This is a genomic window from Shewanella sp. LZH-2, assembly GCF_016859145.1.
Taxonomy (GTDB): Bacteria; Pseudomonadota; Gammaproteobacteria; order Enterobacterales; family Shewanellaceae; genus Shewanella; species Shewanella xiamenensis.
Map to the genome: position 1 here is coordinate 1,634,268 of NZ_CP069350.1, position 14,675 is coordinate 1,648,942.

A 14,675-nucleotide genomic window follows, 5' to 3' on the forward strand; every position below is an offset into this window, starting at 1 on the left:
TTTACGGGCTGCTGTGATAAAATGCGCCGCTAAATTAATTGTGAGGATGTGTGATGCGGATTGCATTAGGTATTGAATATGACGGCAGTGGCTATTTTGGTTGGCAGCGTCAGGCCGAAGTCGATTCAGTACAAGGGCAATTAGAACAAGCCTTGTCTAAGGTGGCAAACGAGCCCATTAGCTTGTTTTGTGCAGGAAGAACCGATGCTGGTGTTCATGCAACGGGGCAGGTAGTGCATTTTGATACCAACGCCGTACGTAACGAAGGTGCCTGGACCTTAGGTGTTAATGCCAATTTACCCGATAATATTGCCGTACGCTGGGTAAAAGAGGTAGATGAGAGCTTCCATGCCCGCTTTTCGGCCACGGCTAGACGTTACCGCTATGTGATTTACAATCATAATCTTCGCCCAGGGATCCTACGCCACGGTGTCAGCCATTATCATGGTGATATCGACGCTGATAAAATGCATATTGCGGCGCAGGCGCTGCTCGGCGAGCAGGATTTTACCAGTTTTCGTGCTATTCAATGCCAATCTAAAACTCCGTTTCGCAATGTGCACAGCGTTAAAGTGACGCGTCAGGGCATGTATGTGATCGTCGATATATCTGCCAACGCCTTTTTGCACCATATGGTGCGTAATATTGTCGGTTCGCTGCTGGAGATTGGGCTTGGCAACCAGCCATTGACCTGGATGGCGGATCTGTTGTCATTAAAAGATAGAAATCAAGCCGCGGCAACGGCTAAACCGAACGGACTTTATCTTGTGGATGTGACATATCCGGAGCAATATCAATTGCCAAAGTTAGCGCTTGGGCCATTGTTTATGTTGGATTAATGGCTTTTATAGTGGCAGAGCTTAAATGCGTTTCGAAGGAAGGAAATAACCGATGACCATAGCCCCAAGTGAATTGACAGCCTTAGTTGCGCCAGGAGCAAACGCGCCACTGGATCAATGGCTCGCGTATTTATTATCGATTCACCCAACCGAAATCGACATGGGATTAACTCGGGTTTCTAAGGTTGCCGAGCGCCTTAATGTATTGGATTTAGGGCCAAGTCAAATTGTCACTGTTGCTGGCACCAATGGTAAAGGCACGACCTGCGCCATGCTAGAGAACATCCTGCGTTTATCAGGGTTGACGGTGGGCGTCTACAGCTCGCCCCATATGCTCAAATACAATGAAAGGGTGCGCATCAACGGTCAGGACGCCAGCGATGACGCCTTTGTAGCGGCTTTTGAACAGATTGAAGCGGCACGTGGCGAGATTTCGCTGACCTTTTTCGAATATGCCACCTTGGCGGGCTTAATCCTATTTAAAGCGGCCAAGCTGGATGTGGTGATCTTAGAAGTCGGTCTTGGCGGCCGTTTAGATGCCACTAACATGATTGATGCTGATATCAGCGTCGTGACCTCGGTTGATTTAGACCATGAGGCGTATTTGGGTAATACCCGTGAGCTGGTTGGCCGCGAAAAGGCGGGGATTTTTCGCCAAGGAAAACCTGCCATTGTCGGCGAGCCAAACTTGCCCCATACCGTCAATGATGTCGCCCAACACCTAGGCGCCAAGTTGTATCGAGTCGGGACAGAATTTACCTATCAGCAAAATGGCAACACTTGGGACTATCAAGGGCAAGTACTTAAATTAACACAGCTTAGTCTCCCCACATTGCCATTACCCAATGCTGCGACAGTGATTGCCATTGTCGAACAGGGTTGGCCACATATTGCTGCCGATATTATTGCCAAAGGCATCAGCAGCGCCCGTTTAACTGGACGTTTGGAGCAAGTCAATGAGCAGCCACTGATTTTACTCGATGTGGCTCATAATCCACATGCTGCAAGGTTTTTAGTCAAGCAACTCACGCCCATCGTCGCGGGTAAGCGAGTGTTTGCCCTGTGCGGTATGCTAAAGGATAAGGATATTGGCGGCGTATTACCTGTGGTTTCGCCCTTAATTGACACTTGGTACTTAGTGAGTTTACAGGGCGAGCGTGGCGCTAATGCCAGCTTGCTACGTCAAACATTAGCTCAAGACTGCAAGGCCCTCGAATTCGAGGATATCGCCACGGCTTGGACGGCATTAAAAGCGCAAATTCAACCCGATGATGTGGTAATTGTGTTTGGCTCCTTTTACACTGTGGCAGGTTTTAAGTCTCTCTTTAAGCAGGATAACCGTTTTGTCTAGCCAGTTTCATAATCGATTAGTCGGCACTGTGGTGCTGGTCGCCCTCGGGGTGATTTTTTTGCCGGATATTTTAGACGGTAAGAAGGAGCGGCAAGAGGAGCAATTTGCCGAAATTCCCTTACGTCCTACCGCGATAGCGCATAAAAATGCCGATGACACGTTTGAAGTGCTATCTGCGCAAGACGTGGATGGCAAAGATGTTATGCCAGAAGAGCCTTCTCCCAATGATGAGGCGACATTAGCGCAGGCAGTGGGCGCGGATGCTAAGCCAGAGTCTAAACCTGAATCTGCATCTGAACCCGTGCAAGCTGCGGCTAAGGAGCAACTTAAGCCACAGGCCGTACAAACTGATGCCAAGGCTGAGTTGAAGGAAACGGCAAAAACTGAAACGGCAAAGTCTGAACCTAAAAAAGATGCACCTAAGCCTGCGATAGCTAAAACCGAACCTAAAAAGCCAGAGGTTAAACCAACCACGGTTGCAAAAGCTGAAAAGCCTAAGGCCGAAACGGCGAAAACTGAATCTGCAAAACCTGCCAAAGACGATGGCATAAAAGTGGTGAGTCGTGATTCATTAAAGCCCGGACTTACCCTGCAACTGGGCGCATTTAGTAATGCCGCCAATGTGAAAGCGCTAGTGGCGCAGTTGCGTAAAAGCGGTTACAAGGCGTACACAATTCCAGACACACCAAAGGATGGCGTGTTGACTAAAGTGTTTGTGGGGCCAGATGTGTCAGAAGTTAAGTTGAAGAAAATACAAGAAGAAGTTGAAAGTCTGACACGTTTAAAAGGTCGGATTGTGCCTTTTAATCCGTTGGAATCTTAATGCAGAACTGCCGAGGCTGAAATAATTTATTTACCTCTCTAGGGGTGAGAATCGTTTCAGTCTCTGGTAGAATCGCGCCGTCTTAAAGCCTATGCTGGAAAGCCATCTCAATGGTTTGGATTGATTACGCTATCATCTTCGTTATCGGGTTATCGACTCTTATTAGTCTGATCCGTGGATTTGCCAAAGAAGCCATGTCGTTAGTGGTATGGTTTGCTGCTTTCTTTGTTGCCAGTCAATTTTATCAAGACCTCGCCATCCATCTGACACAAATGAACGATGAGATGCTGCGCAATGGCGTTTCTATAGCCATTCTTTTTATCACCACATTAATACTCGGTGCCCTTATCAATTACATCATAGGGCAATTAGTGGTTAAAACCGGATTATCTGGCACTGACAGACTTTTAGGTCTGTGTTTCGGTGCTATTAGGGGCGCGTTGATTGTCAGCGCGCTGCTGTTTTTTATGGATGCTTTTACAGGCTCACCTAACGCCCAATGGTGGAAGGATTCTGTATTAGTGCCCGAATTTGGCGTTGTCATCCAGTGGTTCTTTAACTATTTGGAAAACACCTCCAGCTTTGTACCCAAACTATAAAAAAGACAATAAATTTATCCTAAGTGATGAAAAATAAGTCTGCTTTGAACTCTGTCGCGCTATTGGTGCAGACTCAAATCGAGGCGAAGGTCGCTGCTCAAATGGCTGGGCAGTTACTTCGTGTTTTACTTATATTTCACATGAAAGGGCATAGAACATCTTACAATGAGGAAGCTTACCCATGTGTGGTATCGTCGGAATAGTTGGCCAATCATCGGTTAATCAGACCATTTATGATGCACTGACTGTGCTTCAACACAGAGGTCAGGATGCGGCAGGTATTGTCACCGTTGATCGTGGTGCTTTCAGACTACGTAAAGCCAATGGTCTGGTCAAAGACGTATTTGAAGTCAAACACATGCAGCGCTTACAGGGCAATGCGGGCATTGGTCATGTGCGTTATCCTACTGCTGGCAGTTCCAGCGCGTCAGAGGCGCAACCTTTCTATGTTAACTCGCCATTTGGGATTTCATTAGCCCATAACGGTAACTTAACCAACACGCTTGAATTAGCCGAAGGCCTGATTAAAAAGCGTCGCCATGTGAATACCACATCCGACTCCGAAGTGTTGTTAAACCTGCTCGCCGATGAGCTACAAAAAACCACGAGCTTAGCACTGACGGCTGATGAAGTGTTTGACACTATCGCTAAAGTGCATGAACAAGCCCGTGGCGCTTATGCCGTTGTGGCGTTGATTGTTGGCCAAGGTTTAGTCGCGTTTCGCGATCCTTTCGGCATTCGCCCCTTAGTGCTGGGTAAGCACGAAACCCCAACTGGCACTGAATATATGGTTGCCTCTGAGAGTGTAGCACTCGATGCTGTCGGCTTTGAAGTGATGCGTGATGTCGCGCCGGGTGAAGCGATTTATATTTCCCTCGACGGTAATCTTTACACTCGCCAATGTGCAAAAGAGCCAAGCTACTCGCCCTGTATCTTCGAATTTGTGTATTTTGCGCGTCCAGATTCTACTATCGATAATGTCTCGGTTTACGCCAGCCGCGTGAACATGGGTGCCAAGCTCGGTGAAAAGATCAAAAAAGAATGGTACGACCATGATATTGACGTGGTGATCCCAATTCCGGAAACCTCATGCGATATCGCATTAGAAATCGCCCGTTGCATGGACTTACCTTACCGCCAAGGTTTTGTGAAAAACCGTTATATCGGCCGTACCTTTATTATGCCTGGCCAACAAGAGCGTAAAAAATCGGTACGCCGTAAACTCAATGCCATCAACACTGAGTTTAAAGGTAAGAATGTCCTGTTAGTCGATGACTCCATTGTACGTGGTACTACTTCAGAGCAAATCATTGAGATGGCCCGTGAAGCAGGAGCAAAGAAAGTGTACTTTGCTTCGGCTGCACCGGAAATTCGTTTCCCAAACGTGTACGGTATCGACATGCCAACCTCGAATGAGCTTATCGCACACGGCCGTGATGCCGATGAAATTGCTAAGCTTATCGGCGCCGATGGCATTATCTTCCAAAATCTGCCGGATCTGGTCGAAGCGGTGAGAATGGAAAACCCAGAGATCAAACGTTTCGAAACGTCAGTATTTGATGGTCACTACATCACCAACGACGTTGATCAGTCCTATCTCGATCATTTAACGCAGCTTCGTAACGATGATGCCAAAGCTGACCGCAATAAGGATATTGGCACTAACCTTGAGTTACACAACGTCTGCCATCCATAAGACGAAACGCTTAAGATGAAAGAGTGTGCTTGGCGTTAAGCGTCGGCACACTTTAAAATGCACAATAAAAAGCCAGTGATAAGTCACTGGCTTTTTGTTTGGAATTTTAAGCCTTAGGAGATTTTTGGATTCTCGTTGGATTGGCTCTGTGTTAGCTCATCCTGCGCATTTTTACGTTCAACCCAATAGTCCGCATGGTGAATACCGAGTTTTTCAGGATCAAACTGTGGCTCAATACCTTGTTTTTGCTGAGATTCATAATCTTTAAGACAAGTGAAGGCAATTTTTTGCAGGAGAATAATGGCAATAATGTTTAACCACGCCATAATTCCCACACCAATATCACCCATCCCCCAAGCCAAGTCTGCGGTTTTCACTGTGCCATAGACTGTGGAGGCCATGAGCACCACTTTCAGTACCACTGTAAGCCAAGGACGATTCACTTTGCGATTGATATAAGCGATGTTTGTTTCGGCAATATAGTAGTAGGCCACAATGGTGGTGAAGGCGAAGAAGAATAGCGCAACGGCGACGAACATATTACCAAAGCCTGGCATCATGCTTTCCATTGCGGTTTGTACATAACCAGGGCCCGCCGCAATCCCCGCAATCCCGGTATAAAGCGCTGCGCCATCAGGGCCCTGCACATTATACAGGCCTGTGATCAGCAGCATAAAGCCAGTGGCTGAGCAGACGAACAGGGTATCAACATACACTGAGAAGGCTTGCACTAACCCTTGTTTGGCTGGATGACTCACTGCGGCGGCAGAAGAAGCGTGCGGCCCAGTACCTTGACCCGCTTCGTTGGAGTAAATACCGCGTTTTACCCCCCACATAATCGCAAGACCTAAAATCGCACCAAAGCCTGCATCGAGTCCGAAGGCACTTTTTAGGATCAGCAGAATAATGTCGGGCAGCTGGTCAATGTTAAGGGCGATAATCACGCAGGCGACAATGATATAGCCGAGCGCCATAAAAGGCACTACAGTACTGGCGAACTGCGCAATCCGTTTCACCCCTCCAAAAATAATAAAACCTAATAGCATCGCAAGAATGGCTGCTGTGACATTAGGGTCAATATTGAAGGCGGTTTTTAAGCTTGAACCAATCGAGTTGGCTTGTACCCCAGGCAGTAAAATCCCGCAGGCAAAAATGGTCGCAATGGCAAATGTCCAAGCGTACCACTTCATGCCTAAGCCTTTTTCAATATAAAAGGCGGGGCCGCCGCGGTACTCACCGTTGATTTTTTCTTTGTAGACTTGTCCTAAGGTGGATTCAACGAATGCTGAGCTTGCGCCCAGAAACGCTACCATCCACATCCAAAAAAGAGCGCCAGGGCCACCAAAGGTAATCGCCGTGGCAACACCAGCGATATTACCTGTACCAACACGACCGGCTAAGGTCATGGCTAAAGCTTGGAAGGAAGACACGCCAGCATCGGTGCTTTTGCCATCAAACATTAGACGGATCATTTCGGGTAAATGACGTAACTGTAAAAAGCGTGAGCGCAGGGAGAAAAAGAGTCCTACACCGAGGCAAAGATAAACGAGCGCGGGACTCCAGACGATATTGTTGACCGCATTAACAATCTCATTCATATAATTCAACTCCAATATTCTGTTGTTTTTTGCAGAGTTTTTAAGATTTTTTTAGGTGATTTTGGGTACTAAACAGCCAATTAGGCCTAAGGTTAAAACGCGTGTGTGCGTCCAAGAGCTTCAACATAACGATTTTTTTAGTCACTTCATAGCTAAAGTTGTTAAATATTTGATAATTTAACGTTCTTAATTTGATGGGGTTACTGAGGAGCTTTATTTGGCAGCGTGTTATCTCTGCTGCATTGAGATTTGTAATCTAGTAACTTGAATCATTGAGAAAAGCGGGGGAGATAAGGCGAATTGATTGAGACTATTAACTCAGCCAAAGTGGATAGCGGGGACGGTATTTGTGCAAGGCAAACAAAACTTGGCTTAAATTACCAGCCATAACAGCATCCACAGTCCAAATAGCCATGCCAGGCTACGGCGGCTAACGCGATGTTTTAATAGCAAAGATAGACTTACAGCTACAGGTAGAAACAGGATAAAAGCCCAAGAGAGGAACGGAACCTCAAGATTTAATGTTTCAAGACCCATCCCACAAAGCAGACTTAATGCCAGTAATAAGAGGCTATGAAATAGCATTAATTGATTGAATCTTAATACTAATGCTGGTTTAAATGCGGGTTTAGCATGATAGGGCAACGTCAGTGTATTCATCTCTTTTTCCTGATTCCTCTTTAAGTGATGGAAGGAATAATAAATTTAGATGAGAATAATTCTCAACTAAATTTACACAGCTTTAGTGTTCAGTTAGAGCTTAACGAACTAAATTGGCTCTTGAGCTAAAGAAGGCTGTTTGCACTCTTGTCTGCTTTGGGCTAAATTACACTGTAATTATATCCAGTGTTTAATGTAGATATGATCCTCTATATTGCTGAAAAACCAAGTCTTGGGCGTGCAATCGCCGATGTGCTACCAAAACCCCACAAAAAAGGTGACGGGTTTATTGAAGACGCCCAAGGAAACTGCGTGTCTTGGTGTGTTGGGCATTTGCTTGAACAGGCCGAGCCCGATGCCTATAACCCCGAGTTCAAATCGTGGAAGTTTGAGCATTTACCCATAGTGCCCGAGAAGTGGCAGCTTAAACCTAAGGCCGCGACCCGTAGCCAACTCACTGTACTTAAAAAGCTGGTAAAACAGGCCGATACCTTAGTGAATGCGGGTGATCCAGACAGGGAAGGGCAATTATTGGTTGATGAAGTAATCGCCTATTTGGGCGTGACGGGCGATAAATTACAGCAAACGCAGCGACTCCTTATCAGCGACTTAAACCCGCAGGCGGTGAAACGTGCCTTGTCGCAACTTCGTAGTAACCGTGAGTTTATTCCTTTGTCTACTTCTGCACTTGCCCGGAGCCGTGCCGATTGGCTCTATGGCATGAATATGACACGGGCCTACACCATCCAAGGGAAAAAGGTCGGCTATCAGGGCGTGCTATCCGTCGGTCGAGTGCAAACCCCGCTCCTTGGGCTTATCGTGCGCCGCGATGAGGAAATCGCGCGATTTCAATCTAAACCCTTTTATGAAGTCTTAGCGCATTTAGTAACGGATAAACAACAATCTTTCACTGCGAAGTGGCAACCCAGTGAAGCCTGTTTACCTTATATGGACGAAGAAGGGCGAGTGCTTGCTAAGGGCTTAGCACAAAATGTGGTGCGTCGGATCACCGATAAACCCGCCAAAGTGACCCAGTTAAGCACTAAGGATAAACAGCAGAATCCGCCATTACCCTACAGCTTATCGGCACTGCAAATTGATGCAGCCAAGCGGTTTGGGATGAGCGCTAAGGACGTGCTCGATACCTGCCAGAGTTTATATGAGCGCCATAAGCTGATTACCTACCCGCGCTCTGACAGCCGCTATTTACCTACAGAGCAACATGGTCTAGCAAGCAGTGTATTAGCGGCCATTATGGGGGGGGGGCCCGAGTTAGTCGCACACGCTGAGGCGCCGAATCCTCGGCTTAAATCTAAGGCGTGGGATGATAAAAAAGTCGATGCCCACCACGCCATTATTCCAACGGAAAAACAGCCCAATTTAGGCAGTTTAAGCCAGCGGGAAAGGCAGCTTTATCTACATATTGCCCGCCAGTATTTGGCGCAGTTTTACCCCGCCTATTGCTACAGTGAAACTGCGGTCGAAGTGACCATTGAAGGTGGTCTCTTTAAAACGAAGGCTAGACAGGATAAATCCCTAGGTTGGAAACAACTGTTTGCACGGGAAGCTGATGAACATAAAGAGTCTACGGGGCGAGAATCGCTTAAAAACACTGATGATAAAAGTACCGATAAGGATGCAGAAGATGAGGTGTTTTGTGGCATTTTACCGCCTTTGGCCCTAGGACAAATCCTTCACTGCAACCAAGGTGAATTGGTCGAGAAGCAAACTCAGCCCCCCAAAGCCTTTACCGATGCGACCTTGCTGAGCGCCATGACGGGGATTAATCGTTATGTGACTGACCCTGAGATCCGCAAAATTTTAAAGGAAACCGATGGCTTAGGGACGGAAGCGACCCGCGCAGGCATTATTGAACTGCTATTTAAACGGGGATTTATTCAGCGTCAGGGCAAGTCGATTGTGGCCACTGAGGTGGGCAAGGGCTTAATTAATAGTTTACCCCTTAGCGCCACAACACCCGATATGACGGCGCTGTGGGAGGCAAGCCTAAATGGCATCTGCCATAAGGAAATCTCTTATCAAGGATTTATGCAGCCACTGCTGGGGACGCTAAATCACTTAATCGAAAATGCGGGCGCCCAATTACCCTCAGCCCTCAATGGCTTAAAAGGACAGGGTTTTAAGCGAGCAGCTAAAAAGTCCGTCTATCGAAAAGCTGGAACCAGAGGCGCTGCTGGCGGGAAAAAAGCCGGAACGGGCGCTAAAAAAGGAAATGCTAGAAATTCAGCCGCAGCATCTTCCACATCCACAACAGCTAAACCGACCGTCCCTAGACGGCGAACGAGCAAAGCGACCGCCCAAGCCTGATGACACAAATGTAATCAAACTGTCGCTAATGTTCGCGATTTGGTAACGATATTTAATTTATTCCGCGATATTTAATTACCGCCAATCACGTTATTTCGTGATTGGCCGATCCACTTCTAAAAAATACCTGGAAACTCAACTTTTCTGCTCCGTGGCATGCTAACTGCTTTGCCTTGGCCGGAGAATATAATAAGCCAATCAAATCATAAGATTATTTATGATTTAGCTGAATGAATAGGTATAGATGATATGAAAAAGAAATTGCTTGCAGTGATGATCCCCGCGATGTTATTCACAGGTACAACTCATGCGGTTGAGTTGTATAACGATCAAACCAATAGTGTCAATATGATCGGATGGTTAGGCTTTGCGGCGTTAAATGATGGTCATGAAACTTCAGTTATCGATAACTTTTCCCGGGTGGGATTTCGTTTTGACCGCCAAGAGAAAAACGGCTGGCGCTCCTTTGCCCATACTGAATGGGGTATTAATATGGTCACCAGCGACGATGGTCTAATTTATACCCAAGGCCAAGGTGGCGGCCAATTATCCGCTTCAAAAACCTCAGATTTCCTATTTAACCGCTTAGGTTATGTTGGCATGTCGCACGACAAATGGGGCACCCTCAGCTTTGGTAAGCAGTGGGGAGCTTACTACGATGTTGCCTATACCACGGATGTGCTCAATGCGTTTACTGGCTGGTCGGTCGGTGCTTATACCTTCGGTGATGGTGGGTTAACGGGGGCTGGACGTGCCGATGCGGCGCTGCAATACCGTAATACCTTTGGTAAACTGCATATCGCGGTGCAATACGCTTCAAAGCAAAATAGCGATGTAGCACTTTATGATAACCAAGGTCATGCCTTAAATGATGGTTCAGAGCTGAGCTTTGATCCTAGCTATGGTGCCAGCGCGACTTACTACATTACAGATAAATTTAAGGTGTTAGCAGGCTTTAACCGTGGCGACTTTACTGGAAACCTCGCCGGTAAAGACGTAGACAATACCAATCAAATCATTGGTATTGGTGCGCAGTACGGTCGTTTTTATCAGTATGCGCCGGGCCGTGATGCAGATGGATTATATGTTGGTTTTAACGCCCATAAGAGTGAGCAAAATGAGTTAGTGGGTGGCGAGCTTTACGATTCTACAGGTGCTGAATTTATCGTGGCTTATCAATATGACAATGGCTTTGTGCCGAGTGTATTGCTGACCTATCAAGATTTGGATACCGATGAAAACACGGCAATTCAAGGTAAGTGGACCCGCCAGTTTGCGGTACTTGGTCTGCATTATCGTTATAGCCGCGACACCATTATGTACGCCGAAGCCAAGATTGACTTCAGCAACATGGACGATAAGGCCTATGAAGATCTGCAAGACAATAACTACGCTGTTGGTATTCGTTATTTCTTCTAAGCTCAATGGCTTGAGCGACTAATTCGGCAGCATAAAACAAAGGCCACATTTTTGTGGCCTTTTTATTTACGATCCATTTTTGAGTGTTACACAATCCCTAACTTCTTCATTTTACTGCGTAATGTATTGGCATTGATGTCCAGTAATTCAGCGGCACCACCTGGGCCATACAGTTTGCCCCCTGTGATCCTTAAGGCATGGCTGATGTATTTTTTGGTCATCACATCCAGCGGCACCAACTTATCGGTGGCATGGCTTGGGTCGATAATCACGGTCTGATTGGATGGGGTTTTCACTTCTTCACAGTGTTGCGGTGCCAGAAATCGAAAATCGAGTGGCCCAGCAGGATGCTGGATCATGGCGCGTTCAAGTACGTTGATAAGTTCTCGCACATTCCCGGGCCAGCCATATTGATTGAGGATATTCAGTTGGTCTGGTGCAATCCTTGGCAACTGCGGCAAATTAAACTTGGCACTCAGTTGCTCGATAAAATGTTGTACCAATAGAGGAATGTCCGTGCGTCTTTGTCTTAATGACGGGATTTCGATCGGGAAAATCGCCAGTCGATACCAGAGATCTTCACGAAACACCTCTCTGTGCACCATGGCTTGAAGGTTTCTGTGGGTCGCCGCGATTATACGAATATCGAGTTGCACCGCATCGTGGCCGCCAACGCGGGTGATACAACTATTTTGCAGTACCCTGAGTAACCTAACTTGGGCCGAAAGCGGCAATTCCCCTATCTCATCTAAGAAAATCGTGCCGCCGTTGGCCTGCTCGAAGTAGCCAATTTTGCGTGAATCGGCGCCAGTAAATGCGCCTTTTTCATAACCAAAAAGCTCGGAGTCAATCAAGGTATCAGGAATGGCGCCACAGTTTACCTTGATAAAAGGCTTACCCGAGCGTTCCGATAATTCGTGAATGGCGTTGGCGATGACTTCCTTGCCACAGCCCGTTTCCCCAAGCATTAACACTGTGGTGTTGATTTTGGCGATGGATTGCACCTGTTGCATTACCTGTTTCAGGCCAGAATTAGCGCCAACCACGCCATTTTGAACATCTAAGGTGCGGCGTAGACTCACGTTTTGCTTCGAGAGCGCTTCATTCTCTTTGAGTAAGTTGCGATCCCTTAAATTCAGCGCCGTGATCAGCGCGAGGTTTTGCATATGCGGTGCGATTAAGTCGGCATGGCGTGGTCTAAATACTCCAGTGGTTTTGGCATAAAAACCGACTATCCCAAGATGGGTGTTTTCAATCGACATTCGCAAGATAATCAGTGACCGAATATCTTTAATCACTTGAGGTGCGACTAATGCAGTAACAGGATCATGCTCAATATCGTTAACAATTCTAACCCTTGGTCGCTCGGGATCTTCTAAGTATTGCGCCATCTTCTCAGGAATTTGGACGCGCTTATCGAGCGTACAGCAATGGGTGTTATCTACATGGGCGATAAACTGTATATCATTAAATTGTTTGCGAAAAATATTCACAAATAGCCCATCAATGGGGAGTTCATCCCGAATAAACTCAAAGTAGCTCTGTAGGGATTTCTCCAGTTGCAGACTACTACAGAGCCTTAGGGTTGATTCGTAATAAAAGTGTTTTTCCATTGATATTTCAAGTTGATCACTAAGTATCGTGATTGTAGATCTTTATATTTCGTGATTTTGTGCCTGCAATCAAAATTCACCACTTAAATACTTCCTTTTAGGTGCTTGGCACAGCACCTGCACTTTCATGCTGACAAGTTCCAGTGATTATTGAAGGAAATCAGCATGAGTAAAACCCAAGATATTAATGCGGGGCGTCGCCAGTTATTAAAGGGAGGCATGGTCATGGCCGCAGGGCTGGGGGCGAGTATCGCGTTGCCTGCCTCTGCCAGCTGTGACTCGGCTCCTGTTAATTTCGATGAAATCGTAGATGTGCTCGTGGTTGGCAGCGGTTTTGCGGGCATGTCAGCAGCGTTGCAGGCCAGAGAAGCCAGCGTGAGCGTGATGGTTATCGATAAGATGCCCGTGTTTGGTGGCAACTCGACCATCAACGGCGGCGCGATGGCGGTCGCGGGGTCAGCCCTACAGAAGCAGGCAGGGATTGAAGATTCGGTCGATGCAATGGTGGCGGACATGCTGCGGGCTGGTCGCGGCATGAACGATGTGGAAATGCTCAAACTGGTATGTAACGGCACAGCTGAATCCTGCCAGTGGCTGATCGATTACGGCGTGAACTGGAAACCGTTTGTACAGCACTTTGGCGGCCACTCGGTACAACGAGTGCTACAAACCGTTGAAAGTTCAGGCGCAGGCATTATTCGCCCCCTAATTAAAGCCGCCCGGGACAAGGGCGTCATCATGAAAAATCAGACCAAGCTCGAAGGCTTTGTACAAGATGAGGCCGGACGGGTGATCGGTGTCGAAGTTCGCGAAGGTTTTTATTTTCCCAATGACCGCACGGGTAAAATATCTCGAATCGGCGCGCGCCGTGGCGTGATTATGGCGACTGGCGGTTTTGGCCGCGATATTGAATACCGCATGATGCAATTACCTGAGTTAAATAGTGATTTAGATTCAACCAACCATGCAGGTGCCACCTCCGAGGCGCTCAAGCAGATGATGCTCATTGGGGCCAATCCCATTCATTTAGACCAAATTCAGCTTGGCCCATGGGCATCCCCCGACGAGAAGGGATTTGGCACGGCTTCCCAGTTCAACACTATCGCTACTTATCCCCACGGCATTGTTGTGGATGTGCGCACAGGTGAGCGTTTCTTCAATGAATTAGCCGACCGTAAAGCCCGTGCCGACGCCATTATGACCAGACGAGATGAAAAAGGGCAACCTGTCTATCCCATTGGTTTTACTAATGCTGCCGGTGCCAGCAAGGCACAGACCTTAGATTGGGGCCTGAAATACAAGGTCATCAGCAAGGCCGAAACCTTAGACGAACTGGCCGCTATTTACGGCATGCCGGCCAAGGCATTAAAGGCGCAGGTTGCGCGTTGGAACGAAGCGGTGAAGACAGGCATCGATAAAGAGTTCGACCGCCCCATGCAGGAGGCAATAGTGCTCGACAAAGGGCCTTGGTATGCGGTGCGCATGTGGCCGAAGGTGCATTACTGCATGGGCGGCGTGAAGGTGAATACTCAATCCGAAGTGCTGCATTTGGTCAGTAATAAAGCCATTCCCGGATTATATGCCGCTGGCGAAGCCACGGGCGGTATCCATGGTGCCAGCCGTTTAGGGGCCTGTGCCGTGGCTGAAGGAGTTGTCACTGGGCGTAATGCTGGCCGTAACTGCGCCGCAGCGAGTGCTGTGACACTTAAGCAAGCCTAGATTTTACTAAATATAACAAAATGTTGGAGA

The 14,675-nt window shown here is 47.4% G+C and carries 11 protein-coding genes; 8 read left to right on the forward strand and 3 right to left on the reverse strand.

Translation table 11 applies throughout. The annotated features are described in order from the left end of the window. The first annotated feature begins 53 nt into the window (after positions 1–53). The 5 genes from truA to purF all read left to right on the forward strand — a co-directional run bounded on the left by truA (position 54) and on the right by purF (position 5,308). Positions 54–839, forward strand: a complete 786-nt coding sequence (gene truA / locus JM642_RS07395; RefSeq protein ID WP_172591106.1) for a tRNA pseudouridine(38-40) synthase TruA — start codon at positions 54–56, stop codon at positions 837–839. Positions 840–891: 52 nt separating this feature from the next. After that, on the forward strand, positions 892–2,190 hold the full coding sequence (gene folC / locus JM642_RS07400; protein ID WP_047536579.1) for a bifunctional tetrahydrofolate synthase/dihydrofolate synthase: 1,299 nt from the start codon (positions 892–894) through the stop codon (positions 2,188–2,190). Further along, on the forward strand, positions 2,183–3,013 hold the full coding sequence (locus tag JM642_RS07405; RefSeq protein ID WP_047536581.1) for an SPOR domain-containing protein: 831 nt from the start codon (positions 2,183–2,185) through the stop codon (positions 3,011–3,013). Before folC ends, JM642_RS07405 begins: the two co-directional genes overlap by 8 nt. Before the next feature lie 110 nt (positions 3,014–3,123). Further along, positions 3,124–3,612 carry a CvpA family protein gene (locus JM642_RS07410; protein ID WP_011072963.1) on the forward strand — a complete coding sequence of 163 codons (489 nt, stop codon included), beginning with the start codon at positions 3,124–3,126 and terminating at the stop codon, positions 3,610–3,612. Between the two features lie 181 nt (positions 3,613–3,793). After that, complete coding sequence (purF, locus tag JM642_RS07415) at positions 3,794–5,308, forward strand: amidophosphoribosyltransferase (protein WP_037420099.1); 1,515 nt, start codon at positions 3,794–3,796, stop codon at positions 5,306–5,308. 113 nt (positions 5,309–5,421) lie between these two features. Here the strand turns inward: purF and JM642_RS07420 are convergent, their stop codons facing one another. Both JM642_RS07420 and JM642_RS07425 read right to left on the reverse strand, forming a co-directional pair. Beyond that, positions 5,422–6,906: an alanine/glycine:cation symporter family protein gene (locus JM642_RS07420; RefSeq protein WP_144345085.1), complete on the reverse strand. Its 1,485-nt coding sequence runs from the start codon at positions 6,904–6,906 to the stop codon at positions 5,422–5,424. Positions 6,907–7,278: 372 nt separating this feature from the next. Beyond that, complete coding sequence (locus JM642_RS07425; RefSeq protein WP_037420093.1) at positions 7,279–7,566, reverse strand: hypothetical protein; 288 nt, start codon at positions 7,564–7,566, stop codon at positions 7,279–7,281. Positions 7,567–7,767: 201 nt separating this feature from the next. Here JM642_RS07425 and JM642_RS07430 point away from each other — a divergent pair, with 201 nt between their 5' ends. Both JM642_RS07430 and JM642_RS07435 read left to right on the forward strand, forming a co-directional pair. After that, positions 7,768–9,894 carry a DNA topoisomerase III gene (locus tag JM642_RS07430; RefSeq protein WP_203433318.1) on the forward strand — a complete coding sequence of 709 codons (2,127 nt, stop codon included), beginning with the start codon at positions 7,768–7,770 and terminating at the stop codon, positions 9,892–9,894. 249 nt (positions 9,895–10,143) lie between these two features. Then, on the forward strand, positions 10,144–11,313 hold the full coding sequence (locus JM642_RS07435) for a porin (protein ID WP_140907259.1): 1,170 nt from the start codon (positions 10,144–10,146) through the stop codon (positions 11,311–11,313). Between the two features lie 86 nt (positions 11,314–11,399). Here the strand turns inward: JM642_RS07435 and JM642_RS07440 are convergent, their stop codons facing one another. Beyond that, positions 11,400–12,926: a sigma-54 dependent transcriptional regulator gene (locus JM642_RS07440; protein WP_140907260.1), complete on the reverse strand. Its 1,527-nt coding sequence runs from the start codon at positions 12,924–12,926 to the stop codon at positions 11,400–11,402. A gap of 165 nt (positions 12,927–13,091) precedes the next feature. On the opposite strand from JM642_RS07440, the gene JM642_RS07445 reads away from it, so the two are divergent. Beyond that, positions 13,092–14,645 (forward strand): flavocytochrome c, encoded by a 1,554-nt coding sequence (locus tag JM642_RS07445; RefSeq protein ID WP_203433320.1) that lies wholly within the window; start codon positions 13,092–13,094, stop codon positions 14,643–14,645. Positions 14,646–14,675: the final 30 nt, after the last annotated feature.

Bases quoted from the DNA above. Each gene is read 5' to 3' on its own strand.
- JM642_RS07425 (WP_037420093.1), bottom strand. From the start codon at position 7,566: ATGAATACACTGACGTTGCCCTATCATGCTAAACCCGCATTTAAACCA.
- JM642_RS07430 (WP_203433318.1), top strand. From the start codon at position 7,768: ATGATCCTCTATATTGCTGAAAAACCAAGTCTTGGGCGTGCAATCGCC.
- JM642_RS07440 (WP_140907260.1), bottom strand. From the start codon at position 12,926: ATGGAAAAACACTTTTATTACGAATCAACCCTAAGGCTCTGTAGTAGT.
- JM642_RS07410 (WP_011072963.1), top strand. From the start codon at position 3,124: ATGGTTTGGATTGATTACGCTATCATCTTCGTTATCGGGTTATCGACT.
- JM642_RS07435 (WP_140907259.1), top strand. From the start codon at position 10,144: ATGAAAAAGAAATTGCTTGCAGTGATGATCCCCGCGATGTTATTCACA.
- purF (WP_037420099.1), top strand. From the start codon at position 3,794: ATGTGTGGTATCGTCGGAATAGTTGGCCAATCATCGGTTAATCAGACC.
- folC (WP_047536579.1), top strand. From the start codon at position 892: ATGACCATAGCCCCAAGTGAATTGACAGCCTTAGTTGCGCCAGGAGCA.
- JM642_RS07420 (WP_144345085.1), bottom strand. From the start codon at position 6,906: ATGAATGAGATTGTTAATGCGGTCAACAATATCGTCTGGAGTCCCGCG.
- JM642_RS07445 (WP_203433320.1), top strand. From the start codon at position 13,092: ATGAGTAAAACCCAAGATATTAATGCGGGGCGTCGCCAGTTATTAAAG.
- truA (WP_172591106.1), top strand. From the start codon at position 54: ATGCGGATTGCATTAGGTATTGAATATGACGGCAGTGGCTATTTTGGT.